The sequence below is a fragment of the Glycomyces arizonensis DSM 44726 genome (genome assembly GCF_000482705.1).
GTDB classification, from domain to species: Bacteria; Actinomycetota; Actinomycetes; order Mycobacteriales; family Micromonosporaceae; genus Glycomyces; species Glycomyces arizonensis.
This window is the reverse complement of the sequence record NZ_KI519474.1, coordinates 178,560-201,147: the sequence shown is the minus strand read 5'-3', so window position 1 is coordinate 201,147 and position 22,588 is coordinate 178,560. Positions and strand designations below refer to the sequence as shown.

Here is a 22,588-nt window from a genome sequence, read left to right as displayed (position 1 = left end):
CACCATGCCCGATCAACGCAGAAACACGGACTCTCCCAGCATGAGCCTCAAGCAAGTCGTCAAGACCGTCGTCAGACGGCGGGCCTGGCTGGCGACCGCCGTACTCCCACTCGCCCCGATACTCGCGATCCTGGTATCGGACGGGTCTCCGGCGGCGTTCCTCGGCCTGCTCGCCGGATCGGTGACGCTTCTGGCGGCGCTCACCGTCTTCAGCCTTCGCAGCGCGGTGGTCCGCACTCGATCGCTGGTGGCCGCGCCCACTCGCAATTCCGCCGCGGAGCACTCAGGCGCCGTCACGGCCGCCGGCCCCATACCCGAACGGAAACTGCGGGCGTTCAGCCGGTGGGAGGCGCGGCTGAACCACGGATGGTCGAAGACCGCCGCATCGGTCCTGCTGCAGACCGCGAACACCAAGAAGGAACACCCCGAGTACAGGGTGAAGGTCCTCGAGGCGCTGAACGACCACTACGCCCGGCGGCGGAACGAGCGACGGCAGGCCGAGACCCTGGACCTCGACATCGTCATCGTGTCCACGATGAATCTCCTGGGAGGCACCACCTCAGCCAACGAAGCCGAGATCCTGGCCTATCGCGCGGGCGGCCTCAAGGTGGGGCTGGTGCACCACCCCGTCCTGGACCGGGCGCTCGACAGGCCGATTCACCCCCGGATTCGCGCGCTCATCGACGATGAGCAGATCATCGAGCTCCACCCCGCCAGCACCGCCCGCTGCGACCTCCTGATCGTCCGGTTCCCCACCGCGATGGCCGACATCATGGACGACCTTCCCAAGATCGAAGCGAAGCGCACCGTGCTGCTGGTCAACCAGACACCCTACGAGGAGTACGGGCTCGCGGGAGGCTACGGCACTCCGTGGAGCGTCAGGGACGTCCACCGGAACCTCACCGAATGGATCGGCCCGCACACTTGGTACGCGATCGGACCGGCCGTCCGCGACGTACTGCGTGAGCACCACTCGGCGGATCTCAGCGGCGTCGAGCAGGCCGCCGAATTCTGGTACGAGACCATCGACATCGCCGCGTGGACCCCTGAGACACGGCGAATCCGCGCCGAAGGCGATCCGATCAGGATCGGCCGGCACAGCCGCGACAGCATCACCAAGTTCCCCAACATGGCCAAACGCCTCCGGACCGCGTACCCCGATGCGGAGGACATCGAGATCCATGTGCTCGGCGGAGAGAAATCGATCAGGCAGTTGCTCGGGTCGATCCCACCGAAGTGGGTGTCGCACCCGTTCGGCACCATGTCTCCCGTCGAGTTCCTGGGCACCATCGACGTCTATGCCTACTTCATCGACGAGAACCTCATCGAGGCGTTCGGACGGTCTCCGCTGGAGGCGATGGCCGCCGGCGTCCCGTGCATCCTGCCGTGGAGCTTCGCCGAACTGTTCGGCGACGGGGCCGTCTACTGCACCCCCGACGAGGTTGAGGACCACGCCCGCCGCCTCGCGGCCGATGCCGATTACTACGCCGAGCGCGTCGAAGCCGGACTGAGGATCGTCCGGGAACGATTCTCACCCGAAGCCCTGCTTCGCCGGGTCGGCGAACTCGGCGTGGTCGTGGACTCGGCGAGACTCGGACCGGCCGAGACCGCGACGGCGATGATCATGGAAGACGCCCGATGACACGATCCGCAATGAGAAGAGCCCTCCGTCCCTTGAAAGAGACGCGGACAGTCGCGACCATCGCGGCGGCTGGAGCGGTGGCCGTCGCCGCCTACCTGCTGCCGACCTGGGTCGGCCTGGCCGGCGTCGGGCTCATCGTCGCCACCGCCGCGATACTCGCCGCCGGCTCCGCCGCGGCGCTTCGTCCCCTGCTCCGCGACCTCGACGCGAAGGCATCCACTTCGGAACTGCTCGAACGCCTCGCTTCGAACTCGGCGGTGCCGGCCGCGGCCTACATCCACCGAATCGAACGGGTCCGCAACGCTCTGGCGGGCGGCTTCCCCGACACGGCGCTGGCCGAGGCGAAGAAGATCGCCGCGAGCGGCAAGGTTCCCGCTTCGGAGCGCATCGCACTGATGAAGTCGGTGCTCGACTGGCACATCGCCGAGGACGAGCGCTGGTCGTCCGGCGGCAGGCGGTCGCACTTCGACATCGTGCTCATCTCGCATTTCGGCCTCCAAGGCGGCAACACCTCGGCGAACGTCGCCGACATCCGGGCCTATCGCGATCACGGGCTCACGGTCGGACTGCTGCACCATCCCGTTTTCCAGTGGGGCCCCAACGCGCCGATGGGGCAGCGGATCGAGGCCCTGTGCGACGGCGAGACCGTCACCCGGATCGAACGCCACGAGGACGTCACCTGCGACCTGGCAGTGGTGCGTCTCCCCACGGTGCTCCTCAAGCCGCTGGAGGAGCGTCCCCGCATCGAGGCGAAAGGGACCGTGGTCATCGCGAACCAGACGCCGTTCAAGTTCTACGGGTCCGACGGCCCGCGCGAGGTCGCGTGGGACATCGCCACGGTCGAGGCGCACGTCGGCGAGTGGCTGGGGCCGCACACATGGTATGCGGGCGGACCGGCCGTCCACAGCGTGCTCGCAGAACACCACGCCGAGGAGACGGCCGGCCTCGACCTGGCGTTCATGCCCTGGAACGAGTGCATCGAGATCGACCAGTGGCGCCTGGAGGGGCGCCGGGAAACCGACGGCCGCATACGCATCGGCCGCCATTCGCGCGACCACAAATTGAAGTGGCCCGAGGACCCGAAGGCCCTGCTCCAGTGCTACCCCGACCGGGAGCCGTTCGAGATCCACACACTAGGAGGCGCGGACACCCCCGCCGCGATCCTCGGCGGACTCCATTCGAACTGGACGACACACCCCTTCAACTCCCTCTCCGCGAAGGAGTTCCTCGAGCAGATCGACATCATGGTCTACTTCATCTCCTCCGACGGGATGGAGGCGTTCGGGCGGGCGCCGCTCGAGGCCATGGCCGCGGGCGTACCGGTCATCATGGACCGCCGCTTCGAGCCGACGTTCGGACCGGCCGCCGTCTACTGCGACCCCTCCGAAGTCGCGTCCACCGCCGAACGCCTCATGTCGGACTCCGGCGCATATGCCGCGCAGCAGTCGTTCGCCTGGGACTTCATCGATGAGCGCTTCTCGGGGAAAGCACTGGCCGAACGGCTGTCCCTGCACGGTGTCACCGCAGGCGGGCGGGGCTGAGGTCCGATGTTCCGCAAACGCTCCGCCTCCACCGGCCACCGCGCCCCGGCGACCGGCTCGGGATCGCGTCATGACGCGCCCGGGTTCCTCCATGTCATTGCGACCCGCCACGGCATCGGTGTGTTCGACGAGGACTGGTTCGAGTACCGCCAGCACCTTCTGGAGCATTTGACGCTCGCCTCCATCGACGCCCAGACCGCCAAGGGGTTCACCTGGCTGATCGGCGTCGACCGGGACATGCCCCCACGGGCCCGGAAGGCACTGGACCGGATGCTTGAGGGCAGGCCCTACGCCAGGGTGCTCGAAGTCGAGCTCAAGCGGGACTTCAAACGCGCGGTCGCGGAGTGGATCAAGGAGGAGTCCGAGGCCCGGGGCCTCGACTGGGCCATGTCGACCCGATTGGACGACGACGACGCGATCCACCGCGACCTGGTGAGCCGCCTCCATGCGGAGGCCGAGGCGTTCCTGCTCCGGCACGAGCGCCGGTCGGCCGTCTTCGCCCCAGTGACCGGGTATAACTGGGTCCCCGCCGAACGGGCCGGGCACCGCGCGTTCCACCCGAGTCCGTCGATGGGCCTGACGCTGTTCGAACCGGTCGGCGAGGCGCGATCGGTCTACGACTGGAACCACATGAAGTTGCAGGAGAAGCTCGCTCCGGAGGGCGCCTACCTCGGCAGCCTCGACAGCGACGTCCTGTGGTGGCTGTACGCGCACACCAACTTGTCCGACCAGCAGCGTGAAGGCAGCGGGCGCCGCACGAGGGCGTACAGCCATCCGCGCGCGTTCCGCCTCGACGACGAAGCGCTGGGCCGGTTCGGCATCTCGCCGGACGGCGCGGAGTTCCTGCAGCGCATTCCCGAACCGGAACCTGTCGACTCCACTCACTATCTGACCAAGCGCGGTGCCGAGGTGGAGAAGGAGATCCACGTCCTCCGCGGACAGCTGCGGAGGCAACGGCGCTCCGGTGACAGCGAAGCCGCCGCGCTCGTCCGCGAACGCATCGCGGAGCTCCACGCGGTCCGCAGGGAAATGCACCGGCACATCGTCAGACGAATGGGTGATAAGACTGATATGTTATAAATGTCCATTATGGCTATAAGTGGACGCAAGTTAGAATGGAACGGCATCGCGCGCCAGGCAGTCCATTCCGGCCGCGGAGCCGGTGCGGTCGGTGCCGGGCGACATGCGGCCCGCGGTACCGGCACTGAAAACCACCGCCGCGAACGCCGATCGGCGTTTCACCCTCTGTGATCGAGCACGTCTCGTCATCGACGTCTCGAGCACGACGACCACGAAGGATCCCTGCATCAATGGCTCTCACCCCCATCCTCGAAGAGGCGGGCAGGAAGACCGAGCCGTCCGGCTTCAACGTCGTCGTCGAGACCTTCCGTGAGAGCGGGCCCCAGGCTTCGTTCCGCACCGCTCTGCGGACCCGCTCCCCTCTGGCGGTACGGGCGCTGACGAGCCTGGCCGCACCGGGACTCGGCCTCGACGACCTCATCGAACTCGCCCGCGGCTCCGGCGATGCCGTCGAACGGCACCTCGACGCCGACTATGTGTGCGCACTGGCCGGGGTCCTCTACGCCAACGGCCTCTACGACGACAGCCTGGCCCTGTACTCGCTGGCGGACCGCTACGGCGGCGCTCCCGTCCCCGATGAGCACCAGAACTGGTACGCCCGCAGCGCCCTCCACGCCACCGGCTCCGTCGGCGATCTGCTCCCCCGGTTGACCGCGGTCGGGGAGATCGACCGGCTGGGAATCGAGGCGGACGCGATCCACCCGTCGCTCGGCGGCGACACCGACGCATGGCTCGCGGCGTTCGGCCGACTCACCGGCATGCGGGGTCTCACCCTGTCCGACGACACCTCGCTGCCGTATTTCGACCGGCTCGGCGCGAACCCCGGAGCGCCGGTGAAATCCGACACCAAGGTCTCCATCGTCATGACCTGCTTTCGGCCCGGGCCCGAGCTGCGCACCGCGGTCCTGTCGGTCCTCGCCCAGACATGGCAGAACTGGGAGCTGCTGCTGGTCGACGACTGCTCAGGGGAGGAGTTCCACCCGGCGCTCGCCGAAATCCGCGCGCTCGACCCCCGGATCAAGCTCTTGATGCTCCCGCGCAATTCCGGCACCTACAACGCCAGGAACCGGGCCCTCATCGAGTGCACGGGCCAGATCGTCACCGGCCTCGACTCCGACGACTGGGCCCACCCCCGCTGGCTGGAGACGCAGATTCAGCCCCTGCTCGACGACCACCGCATCGTCATGTCGGTGTCAAGCGCGGTCCGCGTCCACACCGACCTCACCGTCACCCGGTCCAACAGATCGATCCGCGGCCCGCGGTCGACGTCGATCATGTTCAGAGCCGCGCCGGTCCGCGAGCGCATGGGCTATTTCGACTCGGTGAGGAAGGGCGCCGACACCGAGTTCCGCATGCGCTTCACCGCCGTGTTCGGCAATCGCGCCATCAAGCGTCTGACCGACGTTCCACTGACACTGGTGCGCCTCGGCGACGAGACGCTGACGTCCTCCGAGTTCGGCATGAACTGGATGCACCCCGCGCGAATGGCCTACCAATCCGCTCAGCGGCTGTGGCACGGCGAGATCCAGTCCAAGCGGGCGGATCCGTTCCTGTGCGCGGCCGCGCCCGAACGGCCTTTCTACGCGCCCGAGTTCAGTCGCGGGCAGCGCCTCAGCGGCAACGCCTACGACTGCGTGTTCGTCGCCGACGGCCGTTTCGTGGACGAACCACAACGCGATCTCCTGAGCCGCATGGCCCGAGCGGCAGAGGAGGGGCAGAGCATCGCCTTCCTCCATCTGGAGTCGCTGCACCGGCCCGTCCCGGACGGCATGCCGCTCCATCACGAGGTGCTGGACGCGCTGAGCGCCCACGGCATCACGTTCCTCAGCCCCACCGACGAGGTCGAGACCGACCGGCTGGTCGTCGCCGATCCTTCGCTGTGGGAAGGCAGGAAGGCCGAGTACGGGCTGCGCCGCATCGGCCAGACCGACATAGGGTCGGCCGTCGTCGAACCGACGCCGTGGACCGAGACGGCCGAGGAGCCGAGCGCTCGAACGAGCCGGGCCCGTTCGTCGCGGTCGGCGGTGAAGCGATGGCGCTCGGGCCTGTGGCGCCACCGCCGCGTCGCGGCGGCCGGTCTGGTGCTCGCCTACTTCGTCGCCATCGTGACCTGGCCGGTGTTCGGCATGCCGGTGGCCGCCGTCGCGACCTTCGCGGCGGCCGCCGCCACCCTGTTCGCGCTCGGCGTGCTCGCCACCGCCCCGGGCTATGCGCGCCTGATGACCGCCATCGAAAGAAAGACCTCCAGATGACACGACGTCGCTCTGACAGGCGTACCGGCACGCTTCGCAAGCTTCTGGCGGCAGGGGCGGCGCTGGGCCTCGGAGTGGCCGCCGTCTCGGCGCTCGCCTTCACCACCGCTCCCGCCGTCTATCTGCCCGCCATGGCCGCGGTGCTCCTCGCGGAAGCGGCCGCGGCGGCCGTGCTGCTGCGACGACGTGCCGCCGATTACGACATCCGCAGTCTCAAGCGGGTCCTCGCGCCGCGGCTCTCCGTGGAAGGACGCTGGCCCCTCGAAGAGCGCAACCGCGCGATGGCCCAAGTGCAGGCGGCGTCGGACCGCGCGCACAACGGCTTCCGCAACGGGCCCTCGCAGGTGCTCGAACGGATTTCCCGCGACACCTCGCAGTCGGCCTCTGTGCGATCGTTCGCCGCCGAGGAGCTGCGAAAACTCGGGGATCCCCGCAAGCCGTCCACCGGCGGCGGGACGCGGACGACCGAACGGTTCGACGTCGTCGTCGTCTCCAACTTCAATCTTCCCGGAGGAACGACCACCAGCAATGCCAACGAGATCCGCCTGCTGGTGGAGAACGGGAAGAGGGTCGGGCTGTTCCATCACCCGCTGTACTCGGCGAACAGCGCGCGGCCGCTCAACCGCAAGATCGCCGACCTGGTGGACGGGGAGGCGGTGAAACTCATCGAACCCGAAGCGCAGGTCTCCTGCGATCTGCTCATCATGCGGTTCCCGCCGTTCGCCACACGGCTCCGAGAGGACCTCCCCACGATCGAGTCCCCCGAGAAGATCCTCGTCATCAACCAGGCTCCAATGACGTACTACGACGCGATCGCCGGTCGCAAGCGCATCTGGGACGTCGCGACGGTCCATGAGAACCTCTCGAGCTGGATCGGGGAGCACCGGTGGGCAGCAGCGGGCCCACTCGTCCGCCAGGCCCTGATCGACCACCACACGGACGATCTCACCGGTGTCGAGCTTTCAGAGGACTTCTGGTACCCCACCTTGGATCTGGGCAATCTCAAACGACGCCCGAGCGACCCCCCTCGCACGCCGCTGCGCCTGGGTCGGCACTCGCGCGACCACGTCTCGAAGTGGCCCGAGCTGGCGTCGGATCTGCGGGCGTGCTACCCCGAAGGTCCGGATTTCGAAATCCGGGTGCTGGGCGGGGCCGGCTCCCCCAGAAAGGTCTTGGGGCGACTGCCCTCGAACTGGACCGTCCACCAATTCGATTCGATCCCGGTCGGAGACTTTCTTCCGGAACTGGACTTCTATGTCTACTACCCGAGTTCGACATTGCTGGAGGCATTCGGGCGGGCACCGGTCGAGGCCATGGCCTCAGGCGTGCCGACGATACTTCCGCCGGTGTTCGCGTCGGTGTTCGGCGACGGCGCGGTCTATGCGACTCCCGACGAAGTAGCGGGCGTCGCCACCGCGCTCGCGGGCGACCCGCAGCAATTCGCGATACAGCAGAAACGGGGAATGGAAGCGGCCCACGAGCGCTTCGGATTCGAAGCCCACCTGGGGCGTCTGCGGTCGGCCGGCGTGGACCTGTGATCCGGTCTCCGGCCGTCCGAGGACGCGGCGGCCGGAGCGCCTCCGTGGTCTAAGCCTCGGAGCGGTAGGCCAGCGGCCATTCGTCGGGGTATGCGAACGACGCGGTGAGTTCCTGGCAGCCCTGGTAGACCTCATCGAAGTCGTATTCCCATTGGCAGGTGATCTGGATGAGGTGGCGGCCCGCGAACAGATAGTGGTTCTGCTGGGATATGTCCTTGCCATTGGGATTGAGGCTCGCGAAGCGGTAGATGCCCTCGTAGCCGTGCACGAGTTCCCTGGAGTGCTTCTCGGAGGAGATCAGGTTCCCCCGCTCCTCGTCGTACGCCAGGATGATCGCCAGCCGGGAGTCGTAGTCGCCCGTCTCGGTCCCTTCGGGGAGCAGATAGGTGGTGACCGTCAGCCGCGAGTGCTCGGAGCCGTCGATGAGGTGGAAGTCGTAGCTGACATGCTCATCGGCGATGAGCACACCGCGGTCGTTCTCGGTGGCCTCGAAATTCGACGGCGTCTGCAGGCTCAGCTCGAACGGCTGGGTCACCGATTCGTAAGCGGTGGGGCTCGGGGCGGGCGCGGGTGACGTCGCGGTCTCATCTGCCGAACCGGTTCCGTCGCCGCCGCCCGAGGCCGAACATCCGGCACCGGCGATGAGCACGACTGCGGCTAGGGCCGTCAACCGTCGCATGGGGTTAGTCCTCTCCAGGGTTCGCACTGCCCCGATACTAGCAGGGGACGACACGGCCGAAGGGCCGCCGACCTGTCCCGGTGCCCTCCCACGCAGTGCCGGATGGGCGCTCGGAGCCGCACGGGACCGAGTCGCCCCACCCGAGCGAGTCAGATGTCCGGAAGGTGGTCGGCCAGCACCGCCGCAAGCGATTTCGAGTACGGCGTGGTGATGTGGTGCTTGTCTCGGTAGACGCCCATGCCGTCCACGATCAGCGGGCACTGCCCGTCGATGCACAGCCAGGGCTCGGTGTCGATGATCGAGACGCCGGCCTCCTCCTGCGCTTCGAGTCCGGCTTGGCGGAGTTCCTCGTGGGCGATCGTGTAAGGATCGTCGCGCAGACATTCCTTCACCGAGTCCTCGTGCAGCGAGAGACAGTCGGCAGCCGCCTCTCCCGTGGCCCACGGCGTGTCGGTCAAGGTGACGACCGCACCGGCCGAGGCGCTGACCCGGTCGAGCGTGTCGGTCCAGCCGTCCTTCCACTCTTGGGCACCACTGCCCTCGGCGTCCATGATGGACACGGCGTCCGAATTGCCGATCACCACGAGCTCGGGCTCGATCTCGTCGATCTCGTCGAACACCTTCGACCGCCACTCCCCGCACTGGGTGTACTCGCCGTCGTTCTGCGTGCTCTCCATCGGGACGTCGACGGGTGTGCAGGAGCTCTTGGTGCGGCTCAGCAGGCTCCAGCCGTGCTTGTCGGCGACGGCGTCGAGCGCGGGGAACCACTGGGCCGCGTGCGAGTCCCCGAAGAGCACCACCTGAGTGTCCGAGCCCGCGTCGCCGTAAACGCAGCCATCGGGCAGATCCACTTCCTCGAAGCTCAGATGGCAGTCGTTGTGGTAGGTGACCGGGCGGTCGTCCTCGATGCCCGCCAGCGGCGGCGTCAGACCGTCGGGGACGCGTTCGGTCTCCAGTCCCTCGCGGAGCATCTCCTGGAGCGCCGTCAAGTCCTGGGTCTCCTCGATCTCGGCCAGGTCGACGGGGCCGTCGTCCTCGGGGATCTTCGAGAAGCCGAGTGTCAGGGTGAGGACCATGGCGATGCCCAGCAGGGAGCACAGGACGCCGGTGGCCAGGCCCATGATGTTGCCCTTGAGGAGCTTCGCGGTGCGGATCGGCGTCTCGATGTACTCGTAGGAGAACTGGGCGACCGTGAACGTGCCGGCCAGCAGGACGGCACTGAGCAGCAGCGACGGCTCGACGTCGAGCGCGAGCGGCGCGAGGATGAGGATCGGCCAGTGCCACAGGTAGAGGCTGTAGGAGATCTTGCCGACGAACTGGAACGGCCCGGTGCTCAGCAGGGAGGAGACCGGGTTCTTGCCGCGGGCCGTGCCCGCGACGATGACCAGCATGGTGCCCAGGACCGGCAGCAGCGCCGTATAGCCGGGGAACGGGGTCGCCTCGGTGTAGCGCACGCCGGAGAACACGATCGCGGCCAGCCCGACGACGCCGAGGACGATCGCGACGGCCTTCGGTATCCGCTTCCAGGTCTGGAGGGTCAGCGCCAGGAGCGCGCCGCCAGCCAGCTCCCACGCCCGGGTGTGGGCGGCGTAGTACGCGGTGGGCTGGGAGGTCTCGGTCACGAGCACCGAGGCGATCAGGGAGAGGACGAAGATGCCGATGCAGACGGTGATCGCCAAGTTGAGCATGCGGCGCGGCGCGCGCTTCATCAGCAGCAGCAGGCCGAGCAGGAGCAGCGGCCAGACGACGTAGAACTGCTCCTCGACCGCCAGCGACCAGTACTGCTGGAACGGCGAGGGCATCTGGTCGGCGTTGAGGTACTCCGTGCTCTCGGCGACGAAGCGGTAGTTGATCACGTAGACGATGACGGTGAACGCGTCCTGCATCACCGCTTCGAAGCGGGTGATCGGGAACCACAGCCACGTGCCGATGACGGTGGCGATCGTCACCGCGCTCGCGGCCGGCAGGATGCGGCGGGCGCGGCGGGCGTAGAAGCCGGCGATGGAGATCTTGCCGGTGTCGAAGACCTCTTTGATCAGCAGCGAGGTGATCAGGAAGCCCGAGAGGACGAAGAAGACGTCGACGCCGACGTAACCGCCGTCGGCGAACGCGAAGCCCGCGTGCGACAGGAGCACCAGGACGACGGCGATGGCGCGCAGTCCCTGGATGTCGGGCCGGAAGCCGGTGCCTTCCCAGCGCTCGGTGCGCGGCCGCTGCCGCGGCGGGGCCGGCGCGGGCGCCGGGCGGAACGGCTGGCGCTGGGGGTAGGGGCTCGGCACAGTGGGCCGGGCTGTCGAGGCGCCGCCCGGCGTGGTCAGCGGGAGGTGCATCGTGTCCTCGTCGATGGCCGCCCCCGCCATGGGACCGCTGGGTCGCCGCGGGGGCTGGGTCGAGGTCATAAAATAACAATCTCCGTATCAGGGGCATCGCACGACGCACCGGGGCGCCGGCGCACGGCGTCCCGGTTCGACTCCGGCCCGCGCCCCGAAGAGACCGAGACGCGGGCGGTGCCGCAGGTCGAGTCGTATTCCACCATCGTACAAAGGAAACGCGAAGTGAACAGGCCGTGCCCCTCTGCTGCTCGCTTACAACGCCTTGAGGACGCGCGGTTCGAGCTTGTAGAAGATCCAGCGGCCGAAGAACAGCAGGAAAACCGAGATGCCCACGGCACTGCAGAGCTGGAACCAGTCCGGCGCGAAGCTGGGGATCCACACCGCCCGGTGCATCTCGAAGATGCCGACCAGCGGGTTGAGCGAGTACAGCTTGTAGATCAGCTCGTGGTTCGGCAGCAGGGCCTCCTGGACCTTGGTCAGCGGGTAGATGACCGACGAGGCGTAGAACAGCACGCGCATGAACAGTGACATGAACCGCTGCACGTCCTTGAACAGCACGTTGATCGCCGAGAGGATGAACACCATGCCGGTCAGCAGGATCGCCTCGACGAGGATCGCCGGAATGAGCCACAGCAGGTTGATCCCGAAGGTCCCACCGTAGACAACGGCCATGACCAGCAGGATCGGGAAGCCGACGACATATTCGGCGAAGCGCGCGAAGACCTTCGAGACCGGAAAGACCTCTCTGGGCACCTTCATGACGGTGATGAGGCTCGACTGGCCGCCGAGGGCCTTGGTGCCCTCGCCGATCGCGGAGCTGAACCACTGGTAGGCGAAGATGCCCGAGACGATGAACAAGGGGTACCCGACGCCCTCGGGCAGGCCGGTGGAGTTCGAGAAGAGGACGCCGAAGACGAACCAGTAGATCATGGCCAGGCCGAGCGGCTCGATGAGCGACCATACGTAGCCCATGACGGTCGACTGGTACTTGACGGCCAGGTCGCGCCGCACCAGGACCGACAGGGCGTGCCGGTGGCGCAGGAGCGCGGTGAAGCCGGTGGTCAGGGGGAACTTGCGCACCAGCGGCTTGACCGCGGGCGTCCCGGGCTTCGGGCGCGGGCTCTCGTCGCTGCGGGCCGAGTCGAGGAACGCGGGCAGCTCGGCGGTGTCGTCGAGGTTGCGCCGGATCGGCGAGGCGCCGGCCATCGGCATGTCGCGGTGCGGCTCGGTGCGGGGGGCGTAGGGGGCCTGCGGCTGCGCCTGCGGAGGGTGCGACGGCGCCTGCGGGTACTGGGGCGCCTGCGGCGGCTGGCCGTACGGTTGTCCGTAAGGGTTCGGCTGCCCGTAGGGGTTCGGCGGTGCGCCGTAGCCGCCCTGCTGCTGCGGCTGGCCGTAGCCCTGGGGCGGGTAGCCGGGCGGCGTGCCGGGGGCGCCGCTCGCGAAGGCCGCCGATCCGGAACTCGTCGCTCCCGGGAGGTAACCGCCCTGGGAGCCCGAGGGCCCCGCGCCGTGGCCGCTCTGGGGGGCCGCCGCGTCGGGGCGGTCGCCGTCGCCACCGCCGGGGTGGTTTCCGGAGACTCCGTCGGGGTGCGGGCTAATCGAGCTCATGCATCATCTCCGTGAGGTGACGGCTGATCGCCACCGAATCCAGTTCACGATGTTCGAGAATCGTATAACGCCCCGGGCGAGTCCTCGGAGCGTACTCGATCGCAGTGGCGAGTTCGGCCACGGTGAGTCCGAGTTCGTCCGGCGTGCGCGGAAGCCCGTGGCGCCGCATGGCGGCGGCCAGTTCGGCGAACAGCGCTTCGTCGCCCCGCAGCCAGGTGCAGAACAGGGCTCCGATGGCGCCTTGCTCGCCGTGTCCGGCCAAGCCCGGGTGGAGCGTCTGGAGGGCGTGGGCGATCTCGTGGCACCCGCCCGAGCACGGGCGCGAGGACCCGGCCATGCCCATCGCCAGGCCGCCCTGGATGAGGGCGCCCGCGAGGCTGGTGAGGAAGTCGTCGTCGGCGATGGTGCCGGGGTGGCGCAGGACTGCTTCGGCGCCGGTGCGGGCGATCGCGAGCGCGAGGCCGTCGACGGCCTCGCCGTTCACCTGGTGCGACAGCTCCCAGTCGGCCGTGGCCGAGAGGTTGGTGAGCGCGTCGCCCACCCCCGAGCGCAGCTGGGCGGCGGGGGCGCGGCGGATGAAGTCGAGGTCGGCGAGGACGGCGAGGGGCGTGTGGACGCCGTAGGAGATGGTGGCCTTCTCGCGTTCGAGCGAGGCGACCGGGGAGGCGAGGCCGTCGTGGGCGAGGCTGGTGGCGACGGCGACCATCGGCAGGCCCAGTTCGGTGGCCGCGTACTTGGCGGTGTCGATCAGGCGCCCGCCGCCGATGCCGACGAGGGCGTCGACGCGGTCGTCCCGCAGGCGGGAGGCGAGGTCGTGCGCGCTGGCGAGGGTGCCGGGCTTGATCGTGTGGACGACGGCGTCGGGCAGATCGAGCGTGGGGGCGATCCGGGCGCCGAGGCCGGGCCCGAGCGCGACGGCGACGCGGCCGCCCGAGGAGATGCGGGTGTCGACGAGCAGCTCGGGGAGCCGGGCGAGGGCCCCGGCCGCGACTTCGACGGCGAGGGGCGCCAGGACAGTGCGGGCGAGCAGCGGCACTACAGGTCCTTCGCGATCTTCTTGGCCAGGGCCCAGTCGGCGTGGTCGTCGACCTCGGTCCAGGCCACGTCGCCGATCGAGACGGTCCCGACCTTGGCGCGGAAGGCCAGCAGTTGGAAGGCGTCCTCGTAGTAGAGGGTGCGGTCGCGGGTGTAGACGGTCTTCAGGGCGTCGGTCAGGTCGTCGGCGAGCTCGGCGGGGATCAGGCTGACGCCGATGTACTCGCCCATGGCGCGGTCGACCGGCTGCTGCTTGCTGATGAGCGGCATGACCGAGTGCCCGACGCCGATCTTCATCGCCTCTTCGGTCAGGGTCTTGCGGTCGTCCATGGCCAGCAGGAGCCTCGGGGGGTCGTTCGGTTCCTCGAGGAGGCGGTCTTCGACGCTCCAGGGGTGGACGGTGTCGCCGTTGACGAGGATCGCGCCGTCCTTGTAGTGCTCGCGGGCGGTCCAGAGCGAGTAGGCGTTGTTCCACTCGGGGTGGTCGTTCTCGACGAAGGTGATCTTGACGGTGTAGGTGTCTTCGAGACGGTCCCGCTCCCGGCGGATCTTGTCGGCCGCGTGGCCGACGACGATGGCGATCTCATTGACGTCGACGGTGGACAGCGCGAACACGATGGAGTCGAGAATGGTCCAGGCGGCGTCGATCGGGAGGAGGGTTTTGGGCAGTTCGTCGGTGTCGGGGCGCAGGCGCTGCCCTTGGCCGGCGGCGAGAATGACGCCTCTCACGTGTCTTGTGCCTTCCGCTCGTTCGTGCCGTCTCGTTGCGCCTCTGAGTTTACAAGCCGCGAAAGGGGGGAGGCCCCGGCCAAGTGTGCGTCAGCGCACTTGTGCTGGGGCCTCCAACTGGGAAGGGACGGCCCGCGGACATCACCCGAAGGTGGCGTTCGCGCACCGCACCCTGCTCAACGAGCCTCGGGGCTCTCGGTTACGGCTTTGTCAGGCCGAGGCGACCTTCTTGGCGAGGTTCTCCGAGAGGGTGTCGAGGAACTCGTCGGTGGTCTGCCACTCCTGGTCGCCGCCGACGAGCAGCGCCAGGTCCTTGGTCATCTTGCCGCCCTGGACGGTGTCGATGACGACCCGCTCCAGGCTGTCGGCGAAGGCGGCGACCTCGGGGGTGCCGTCGAGCTTGCCGCGGTGGGACAGGCCCCGCGTCCAGGCGAAGATCGACGCGATCGGGTTCGTCGAGGTCGGCTTGCCGGCCTGGTGCTGGCGGTAGTGGCGGGTGACGGTGCCGTGGGCGGCCTCGGCCTCGACGGTCTTCCCGTCGGGGGTCATGAGCACCGAGGTCATCAGGCCGAGCGAGCCGAAGCCCTGGGCGACGGTGTCGGACTGGACGTCGCCGTCGTAGTTCTTGCAGGCCCAGACGTAGCCGCCCTCCCACTTCAGGGCGGCGGCGACCATGTCGTCGATGAGGCGGTGCTCGTAGGCGAGGCCCTCGGCCTCGAACTCGGCCTTGAACTCGGCGTCGAAGACCTCCTGGAAGACGTCCTTGAACATGCCGTCGTAGGCCTTGAGGATGGTGTTCTTGGTGGACAGGTACACCGGGTACTTGCGCGAGAGGCCGTAGCGGAAGGAGGCGCGGGCGAAGTCCTCGATGGACTTCTTGTAGTTGTACATGCTCATGGCCACGCCGCCGCCCTCCGGGTACTGGGCGACCTCGAACTCCATCGGCGCCGAGCCGTCGTCGGGGGTGAAGGTGACGGTCAGGGTGCCGGGGCGGTCGACCTTGAAGTCGGTGGCCTTGTACTGGTCGCCGTGGGCGTGGCGGCCGACGATGATCGGCTTGGTCCAGCCGGGGACGAGGCGCGGGACGTTGTCCATGATGATGGGCTCGCGGAAGATCGTGCCGCCGAGGATGTTGCGGATGGTGCCGTTGGGGCTGCGCCACATCTTCTTGAGGCCGAACTCCTCGACGCGGGCCTCGTCGGGGGTGATGGTGGCGCACTTGACGCCGACGTGGTGCTCGGCGATCGCGTTCGCGGCGTCGACGGTGACCTGGTCGTCGGTGGCGTCGCGGTGCTCGACGGAGAGGTCGAAGTACTTCAGGTCCACGTCCAGGTAGGGGTGGATGAGCTCGTCTTTGATCTTGCTCCAGATGATGCGGGTCATCTCGTCGCCGTCGAGTTCGACGACCGGGCCCGCGACTTTGATCTTGGCCATGCGTTCGGTACCTCTCCTAGCGCTTCTCGGAGGCGCTGTTCGTGTCGGCTCGGCGTCGCCCGCTCGGCGAGGTGTCCGAGTCGTGAGTGTGCTCGGCATTGCGTGATGCCCTGCTACTAACAGTACGAGCGTACTGGGTGTGCGGCGGCGGCGACAGGCAGGCCCGGGAGGCGATCGTCACAGCAGGGCCATCGGGGCGGGTGCGGGCCTTGGGGCCGCGCGCGCCTCGGCTTCGCCGTGTTCACTCGCGCCCCGCGCGGGCCTTGGAGGCGATCGTCACAGCGGAGTATGGTCCGAGCGGTGCCCGATTCGCCGGATCCGTCCGCGCCACCGGCCCTCGCGATCGAGGAGAGCAGGGGAAACGCTCTCCGAAGTTCAACGTAACGATTGCGTCTCAGGGCTGGCGTGCGACGCGTCACCACAGGTAAGTTCGTTAACTAGAAACATTCTTTCCAGTTTGTTTCGCCCCCACGTTCAGACCACGGTGAGCTCGCAAGCCCTACCCCGACCCACGCACGAAGGAGTGCAGGTGACAACAGCTACCGCACCGCCGACGGACGCGGAGCCCGCCGCCGAGCGGCGGCCGCCGGGCCGGAGCGTCCTCCGGCGCGTATGGACCTCCTACGCCTTCCGCCGCGTCTGCCAGTCCGTGTTCGTCATCTGGCTGGTCTCGACGATCACGTTCCTGCTCATGCACTTCATGCCCGGCGACCCCATCGAGATCATGGCCGGGCGCCTCAGCAGCGCCGGGATGACCCACGACCAGGCCATCGCCACCGCGACGAACATGATCAACTACGACGTCGGCGCCCCGCTGTGGCAGCAGTACCTCCAATTCCTCCAGGGCCTGGTCACCCTCGACCTCGGCAACTCGCTGACCAACCCGAGCAGCACGGTCTTCGAGCACGTCATGGAATACCTGCCGTGGACGCTCTTCGCCGTCGGCGCGGGCGTCGTCCTCGCCGTCACCGTCGGCCTGACCGTCGGCATGATCATGGCCTACCGCCGCGGCTCGGCCTTCGACCACGTCATGACCTCGGTCGGGTCCTTCCTCACCGGCGTCCCGAACTACATCCTCATCGCCGCGGTCGTCGTCATCGGCTACACCGTCCTGGACGTCCTGCCGTTCCTGGAGATGCGCGGGCGCATCACCGCCGGCGTCGAGCCCGGCCTCAACCCCGTGTTCATCGGCGACGCCCTCTACCACGCGATCCTGCCGATCCTCGCCTTCTCGTTCACCGCCACCGGCTCCTTCATGCTCAACATGAAGGCCGCCACCACCGAGGTCCTCACCGAGGACTACGTGACCGTCGCCCAGGCCAGGGGCCTCAAGAGCGGCCGCATCGGGCGCGCCTACGTCGGCCGCAACGCCCTGCTGCCGGTCATCCCCCAGATCGCGCTCGCCGTCGGCACCCTCGTCGGCGGCTCGATCGTCATCGAGCAGGTCCTGGACTACCCCGGCGCCGGCCAGATGCTCATGAGCGCCATCACCAACCGCGACTACCCCGTCGTGCAGGCCGCCGTGATCGTCCTGGCGACCTCGGTCGTCCTCGCCAGCCTCACCGTCGACCTCGTCCTGTCGAAGGTCGACCCCCGCATCAAGACCGAGGAGGCCTGAGCATGTCCGCAAGCACAGCGGCGAACGCGGCGGACACCGCCGCCGCCCCGGCCCCCGAGTCGCGCCAGTCGGCCCTCGGACAGATCTGGACGGGCCTGACCCGCTCCCCCGCCGGGTTCGCCGGCTCGGTCCTGGTGCTCGCCATCGTCCTGTTCTCCTTCGTCGGCCCGCTCCTGGTCGACCAGCACAACCCCACCGACATCTCGCAGATCTGGACCTCGCCCTCGGCCGAGCACTGGCTCGGCACCCAGTACGAGGGCAAGGACACCTTCACGATCCTGGTCAACTCCGGAGCCGAGCCGATCTGGGTCGGCGCCCTGGCGGCCGTCATGGCCGTCTTCGTCGCCGTGACCCTCGGCTCGATCGCCGGGTACTTCCGCGGCCGCGTCGACGCGGTCCTGCTCCAGCTCACCGACGTCACCGTCACCATCCCGCAGTTCCTGCTCATGCTCGCCGTCGTGGCCTTCTTCGAGGACATCCCGCCGTGGGGCATCGCCATCGTCGTCGGCTCCACCATGTGGGCCTTCCTGTTCCGCTCGATCCGGGCGCAGGTCATGAGCCTCAAGGAGCGCGAGTTCGTCGAGGCGGCCCGGCTCCAGGACCTCGGCGCCGCGCGCATCGTCTTCCGGGAGATCCTGCCGAACATGGCCGGGTTCATCTTCGTCAACTTCGTCATCGCGGTGAACCAGGCGATCTACGCCATCGTCGGCCTCTACGTCCTGGGCCTCATGCCCTCGGGCACCCCGAACTGGGGCCTGATGATCCACATCTCGTGGCGCGACAACTTCTACCTCAACACGACCGCGCTGCCGTACGTCTTCGCGCCGCTGATCATGATCGTGCTCTTCACGATCGGGCTGGTCACCATGGGCCGCGGTCTCGACCAGGCCCTGAACCCGCGCCTGAGGGAAAGGTGAGACCGTGACAGAACCGATTCTCAGCGTCCGCGACCTCGAGATCGCCTACCGCACCGGCCGGAAGGACTCGGTCACCGCCGTCAGCGGCGTCGACCTCGACCTGTACGAGGGGCAGTCCCTGGCGCTCGTCGGCGAGTCCGGCTGCGGCAAGACCACGCTCGGCCTCGGGCTGCTGCGCCTGCTGCCGAAGATCGGCGAGATCACCTCCGGGTCGCTGGTGTACCGGCTCAAGGACGGCACCCGCGCCGACCTGCTCGGCATGGGCAAGGAGCCGCTGCGGCGCTTCCGCTGGAACGAGGCCGCGATGGTCTTCCAGGGCGCCATGAACGCCTTCAACCCCGTGGCGAGGATCTTCGACCACTTCGCCGACACGCTCAGGGACCACGCCGACGGCAAGCGCTGGACGAAGCGCGCCGTCGAGGAGCGGGCCGGGGAGCTCTTGGCGACCGTCAGGCTCGACCCCGACCGCGTGCTGCCGTCCTTCCCGCACGAGCTGTCCGGCGGCATGAAGCAGCGCGCGCTCATCGCGCTGGCCATCGCCTTGAACCCGCAGGTGCTCGTCCTCGACGAGCCGACCACCGCCCTGGACCTGCTGACCCAGCGGCAGATCGTGCAGCAGCTCCACGAACTGCGCCAGAAGTTCGGCTTCACGATGGTCTTCATCACCCACGACCTCGGTCTGGCCGCGGAGCTGGCCGACCGGGTCGCCACGATGTACGCGGGGAGGATCATCGAGACCGGTTCGGCCCGCGACATCTTCCACACCCCGAAGCACCCGTACACGGCCGGGCTCATCAACGCGGTCATGCCGGTCAAGGACCCGGTCCCCGTTTCGGGGGCCACGCCGAAGCTCGAGTCGATCCCCGGCTACCCGCCGAGCCTCAAGGCCATGCCGAGCGGCTGCGCCTTCCACCCGCGGTGCGCCTTCGCCACCGAGGAGTGCAAGGCCGCCCCGGTCGCGCTCGACGTCCTCGCCGAGCGGCCGGACGGGATGACGCACGCGGCGGCGTGCCTGCACCACGACCGCGTCCGCCTGGAGCGCAAGGCCGCCGGTGGACAGGCGGCCGCATCGGAGAAGGAGCCCACCAATGTCTGACACGCACTCCCGTCTCCCCGCCCAGCGCCCCGCGCCGGCGGGCGCTGAGCCGCTGCTCAAGCTCTCCGGCCTGGAGCAGGTCTTCGACACCAAGAAGGGCAAGGTCCCCGCCGTCGGCGGCGTCGACTTGGAGGTGCGGCCCGGCAAGGTCCTGTGCCTGGTCGGCGAGTCCGGCTGCGGCAAGACCACCACCGCTCGCGCCGCCGCGGGGCTCACGAGGCCCACCGGCGGCACCGTCGCCTTCCGCGGCAAGGACGTCGCGGGCATGAACTCGGCCGAGCGCCTCGCCTACCGCCGCGCGGTCCAGTACATCCACCAGGACCCCTACGCCGCGCTCAACCCCACCCGCACCGTCTTCTCGACGCTCACCGCGGGCCTGCGCCGCCACAAGCAGGTCAGGTCCAAGGCCGAGGCCCGCCAGAAGGCGAGCGAGCTGCTCCGGCTCGTCGACCTCACCCCGCCCGAGTCCTACCTGGACTCCTACCCGCACCAGCTGTCGGGCGGCCAGCGCCAGCGGGTCAACGTGGCGCGGTCCCTGGCGATGAACCCCGAGCTGCTCATCTGCGACGAGTCCACGTCCATGCTGGACGTCTCGATCCGCGTGAGCCTGCTCAACACCCTCGGCAGGCTCCGCGACGAGCTCGACGTCGGCTTCCTGTTCATCACCCACGACCTCGCCGTCGCGAAGTACTTCGCGTGGGACGGCGAGATCGCGGTCATGTACCTGGGGAAGGTCGTCGAGCACGGACCGACGCCCGAGGTGGTCGGCGACCCGCAGCACCCGTACACCAAGGCGCTCATCGGCGCGGTCTGCGAGCCCGACCCGGACCTGGCCAAGGCCAACCGGGCCGCCTCCGGGCTGCGCTCCGCCGACATCCCGAGCCTGACGGCGCTGCCGTCCGGCTGCGCCTTCCATCCGCGCTGCCCGGCCTTCGAGCCGGGGCTGTGCGACGATGCCGCACCGCCGCTCATCCGACTCGGGGACCGCCCGGCGGCCCCCGGCGCCGCTGACGGCCGGAGGCTGGCCTGCCACGTGGTCGCGCGCGACCGCGGCCGGGCCCCCTCGCACGACCCCGCCGTGACCGCCTCGGACACCGGCACCCCTCGGGGCGCGGCATGGTCGGCCTGATCGCCAGATTCGGGCTCGGGTTCGGGGTCTTCCTGATCCTGAGCGCGACCCTCCTCCTGCTCTATCTACCCGCGGGGACAGCGGAGTCCGCCATCAGCGTGCTGACGGTCGGCCTCGGGGTGTTCCTCGTCCTCATCTCCATATTTGCCCTTTACACGGAAAGGAAGAGGCGATGACCTCTCAGAATATCGAGCTCTCCCGGCGCCGTCTGCTCCAGACGGTCGGCATCGGCGCGGGCGCCGTCGCCGCCACCGGAGTCCTCGGCGCCTGCCAGGCCGAAGGCGCCGACGACGAAGGGGCCAGCGGGACATTCGCCTACGTCTATCCCTTCGACACCACCACCCAGCACTACAACGCCGCGATCAGCAACGCCGCGCTCCTCGTCGCCGCCCCGGTGGCCGAGCTGTTCCTGCCGCGCCCGGCGATCATGAACTGGGACACCCACGAGTGGATCCCGCAGCTGGCCGAGACCATCGAGCTGGACGGCGCCACGCTGAAGGTGACCCTCCGCGAGGGCATCAAGTGGACCGACGGGAACGACCTCACCTCCGCTGACCTGGTCGGATCCCTCTACCTGCAGAAGCTCAACGCCGCGCAGGGCACCATCGGCTGGGACCAGGTCAAGACGGTGACCGCCGACGACGACCTGACGGTGACGGTCACCTACACCGAGGCCTTCCCCGGCGTCGAGCACGGCGTGCTGAAGACCCAGGTCCTCCCGCACGCCCGCTACGGCGACTGGATGGACCAGGCCGGCGAGCTGGTGGCCGCGGGCGTCGTGCAGGGCGATGCGGAGCAGTCGGCCCTGTCCGAGCAGATCGCCGCCGAGGACTTCCTCGACGACGGGAACATCACCTGCGGCGCCTACAAGTTCGAGGAGATCGGCGAGACCGTCGTGACCTTCAGCGTCCACTCCGACGGCCTGTTCGCCGACCAGGTCAAGTTCGACACCGTCAAGGTCCAGAAGGGCGACAACGCCGCCAGCGTGCAGATGCTGCTCAACCAGGAGGTCGACTACTCCACGCAGGTGCTCGGCGCGACCGACCGGGAGACCATCTCCGCGGTCGAGGGCCTCAAGGAGATCTCGACGCCCGGCTTCGACGGCATCGGCCTGATGCTCAACCAGGGCCGCTTCCCCGAGTTCGCCGACACGCGGGTCCGCAAGGCGTTCATGTACGTCTTCGACACCGAGATCATCGGCGAGATCGCCAAGGGCGCGGGCGGCTACTACATCCCGGCGACCTACTCGGGCCTGCCGGACCCGCACGCCGAGGGCCTGTTCGACGACGTCGACCTGGAGTTCTACTCGACCGACCACGCCAAGGCGACCTCGCTGCTGGAGGAGGCCGGCTGGGCCAAGGAGGACGACGGCTGGCACAAGCCGAACGGCGACCTGGCCGAGTACGAGATCGTCGGCGTGGAGGGCTGGACCGACTTCTCCCTGACCGGTGAGCAGGCGATGCAGCAGCTGAACGAGTTCGGCTTCACCATCACCTACCGGAACATGCCCGACGACGGGAACCAGTGGGGCGCCTGGGGCGCGGGCGACTTCGACATCGCGGTGCGCCAGTGGGCGAACCCGTTCGTGCCGTACGTGTACGGCTCCTGGCAGATGGCCTGGTTCACCGACAACGCGAACACGGCCGACGCCCCCGGCATGGCCATCCCGACCGACGCGGTGGAGACGCAGTCGGTGGGCACGGTCAACGTCGACGACCTGTACCTGAAGTCGCAGAAGGGCGACGAGGCCGAGCAGGCCGAGGCGAACAAGCAGCTGGGCATCGTGTTCAACGAGACCCTGCCGCGCCTGCCGCTGTTCCTCAACCAGCGCGTCTCGTTCGCCATCGAGGGCGTGCGCGTCAAGGAGATCAGCGCGGGCGAGTACGAGCTCAACGACGTCTACTTCGACAACCCGATCATGGTGCGGATCCTCGAAGGCGAGATCGAGCCCGCCTAA

Annotated in this window: 17 protein-coding genes; 11 read left to right on the top strand and 6 right to left on the bottom strand. The window is 68.5% G+C overall.

Translation table 11 applies throughout. From position 1 onward, the window contains the following. Positions 1-40: 40 nt before the first annotated feature. From H613_RS28290 to H613_RS28275, 5 genes are all read left to right on the top strand, one after another. On the top strand, positions 41-1,642 hold the full coding sequence (locus H613_RS28290) for a glycosyltransferase family protein (protein ID WP_051393668.1): 1,602 nt from the start codon (positions 41-43) through the stop codon (positions 1,640-1,642). Next, a complete protein-coding gene (locus tag H613_RS28285; RefSeq protein ID WP_156926188.1) occupies positions 1,639-3,183 on the top strand; it encodes a glycosyltransferase in 1,545 nt (514 codons plus the stop codon). Before H613_RS28290 ends, H613_RS28285 begins: the two co-directional genes overlap by 4 nt. Positions 3,184-3,189: 6 nt before the next feature. Continuing rightward, the gene (locus H613_RS0121565; protein ID WP_026925404.1) at positions 3,190-4,263 is read left to right on the top strand and encodes a glycosyltransferase; all 1,074 of its coding nucleotides are present in this window, start codon (positions 3,190-3,192) and stop codon (positions 4,261-4,263) included. A 230-nt stretch (positions 4,264-4,493) separates the two neighbouring features. Continuing rightward, positions 4,494-6,515 (top strand): glycosyltransferase family 2 protein, encoded by a 2,022-nt coding sequence (locus H613_RS0121560; protein WP_026925403.1) that lies wholly within the window; start codon positions 4,494-4,496, stop codon positions 6,513-6,515. Next, a complete protein-coding gene (locus tag H613_RS28275) occupies positions 6,512-8,053 on the top strand; it encodes a glycosyltransferase family protein (protein ID WP_156926187.1) in 1,542 nt (513 codons plus the stop codon). Before H613_RS0121560 ends, H613_RS28275 begins: the two co-directional genes overlap by 4 nt. A 49-nt stretch (positions 8,054-8,102) precedes the next feature. On the opposite strand, the gene H613_RS0121550 is transcribed toward H613_RS28275, so the two are convergent. The 6 genes from H613_RS0121550 to H613_RS0121525 form a co-directional block, all read right to left on the bottom strand. Next, positions 8,103-8,732, bottom strand: a complete 630-nt coding sequence (locus tag H613_RS0121550; RefSeq protein WP_156926186.1) for a hypothetical protein — start codon at positions 8,730-8,732, stop codon at positions 8,103-8,105. A 149-nt stretch (positions 8,733-8,881) separates the two neighbouring features. Then, entirely contained in the window at positions 8,882-11,131 is a 2,250-nt protein-coding gene (locus tag H613_RS28270) for an acyltransferase family protein (protein WP_084546842.1), read from the bottom strand. 186 nt (positions 11,132-11,317) lie between these two features. Further along, on the bottom strand, positions 11,318-12,130 hold the full coding sequence (locus tag H613_RS32715) for an ABC transporter permease (RefSeq protein WP_026925401.1): 813 nt from the start codon (positions 12,128-12,130) through the stop codon (positions 11,318-11,320). A 529-nt stretch (positions 12,131-12,659) separates the two neighbouring features. Further along, positions 12,660-13,709 (bottom strand): iron-containing alcohol dehydrogenase family protein, encoded by a 1,050-nt coding sequence (locus H613_RS0121535; RefSeq protein WP_026925400.1) that lies wholly within the window; start codon positions 13,707-13,709, stop codon positions 12,660-12,662. Continuing rightward, on the bottom strand, positions 13,709-14,437 hold the full coding sequence (locus tag H613_RS0121530) for a phosphocholine cytidylyltransferase family protein (protein WP_026925399.1): 729 nt from the start codon (positions 14,435-14,437) through the stop codon (positions 13,709-13,711). The genes H613_RS0121535 and H613_RS0121530 overlap by 1 nt, the downstream gene beginning before the upstream one ends. A 210-nt stretch (positions 14,438-14,647) precedes the next feature. Beyond that, entirely contained in the window at positions 14,648-15,871 is a 1,224-nt protein-coding gene (locus H613_RS0121525; protein ID WP_026925398.1) for an NADP-dependent isocitrate dehydrogenase, read from the bottom strand. A 529-nt stretch (positions 15,872-16,400) separates the two neighbouring features. Here H613_RS0121525 and H613_RS28265 point away from each other — a divergent pair. Genes H613_RS28265 through H613_RS0121495 form a run of 6 tightly spaced genes read left to right on the top strand, consistent with a single transcriptional unit; the run spans position 16,401 to position 22,588 of the window. Next, positions 16,401-17,489: an ABC transporter permease gene (locus H613_RS28265; protein ID WP_051393664.1), complete on the top strand. Its 1,089-nt coding sequence runs from the start codon at positions 16,401-16,403 to the stop codon at positions 17,487-17,489. A 2-nt stretch (positions 17,490-17,491) separates the two neighbouring features. After that, positions 17,492-18,406, top strand: a complete 915-nt coding sequence (locus H613_RS0121515) for an ABC transporter permease (RefSeq protein WP_026925397.1) — start codon at positions 17,492-17,494, stop codon at positions 18,404-18,406. 4 nt (positions 18,407-18,410) lie between these two features. Next, positions 18,411-19,502, top strand: a complete 1,092-nt coding sequence (locus H613_RS28260; RefSeq protein WP_051393663.1) for an ABC transporter ATP-binding protein — start codon at positions 18,411-18,413, stop codon at positions 19,500-19,502. Beyond that, positions 19,495-20,631 (top strand): ABC transporter ATP-binding protein, encoded by a 1,137-nt coding sequence (locus H613_RS28255; protein WP_084546841.1) that lies wholly within the window; start codon positions 19,495-19,497, stop codon positions 20,629-20,631. Before H613_RS28260 ends, H613_RS28255 begins: the two co-directional genes overlap by 8 nt. Next, positions 20,619-20,807 (top strand): hypothetical protein, encoded by a 189-nt coding sequence (locus H613_RS0121500; RefSeq protein WP_026925396.1) that lies wholly within the window; start codon positions 20,619-20,621, stop codon positions 20,805-20,807. The genes H613_RS28255 and H613_RS0121500 overlap by 13 nt, the downstream gene beginning before the upstream one ends. After that, on the top strand, positions 20,804-22,588 hold the full coding sequence (locus H613_RS0121495) for an ABC transporter substrate-binding protein (protein ID WP_026925395.1): 1,785 nt from the start codon (positions 20,804-20,806) through the stop codon (positions 22,586-22,588). The genes H613_RS0121500 and H613_RS0121495 overlap by 4 nt, the downstream gene beginning before the upstream one ends.

Excerpts from the sequence above, each read along its gene's own strand:
- H613_RS28290 (WP_051393668.1), top strand. The coding sequence starts at position 41 with ATGAGCCTCAAGCAAGTCGTCAAGACCGTCGTCAGACGGCGGGCCTGG.
- H613_RS28285 (WP_156926188.1), top strand. The coding sequence starts at position 1,639 with ATGACACGATCCGCAATGAGAAGAGCCCTCCGTCCCTTGAAAGAGACG.
- H613_RS0121565 (WP_026925404.1), top strand. The coding sequence starts at position 3,190 with ATGTTCCGCAAACGCTCCGCCTCCACCGGCCACCGCGCCCCGGCGACC.
- H613_RS0121560 (WP_026925403.1), top strand. The coding sequence starts at position 4,494 with ATGGCTCTCACCCCCATCCTCGAAGAGGCGGGCAGGAAGACCGAGCCG.
- H613_RS28275 (WP_156926187.1), top strand. The coding sequence starts at position 6,512 with ATGACACGACGTCGCTCTGACAGGCGTACCGGCACGCTTCGCAAGCTT.
- H613_RS0121550 (WP_156926186.1), bottom strand. The coding sequence starts at position 8,732 with ATGCGACGGTTGACGGCCCTAGCCGCAGTCGTGCTCATCGCCGGTGCC.
- H613_RS28270 (WP_084546842.1), bottom strand. The coding sequence starts at position 11,131 with ATGACCTCGACCCAGCCCCCGCGGCGACCCAGCGGTCCCATGGCGGGG.
- H613_RS0121525 (WP_026925398.1), bottom strand. The coding sequence starts at position 15,871 with ATGGCCAAGATCAAAGTCGCGGGCCCGGTCGTCGAACTCGACGGCGAC.
- H613_RS0121515 (WP_026925397.1), top strand. The coding sequence starts at position 17,492 with ATGTCCGCAAGCACAGCGGCGAACGCGGCGGACACCGCCGCCGCCCCG.
- H613_RS28255 (WP_084546841.1), top strand. The coding sequence starts at position 19,495 with ATGTCTGACACGCACTCCCGTCTCCCCGCCCAGCGCCCCGCGCCGGCG.
- H613_RS0121500 (WP_026925396.1), top strand. The coding sequence starts at position 20,619 with ATGGTCGGCCTGATCGCCAGATTCGGGCTCGGGTTCGGGGTCTTCCTG.
- H613_RS0121495 (WP_026925395.1), top strand. The coding sequence starts at position 20,804 with ATGACCTCTCAGAATATCGAGCTCTCCCGGCGCCGTCTGCTCCAGACG.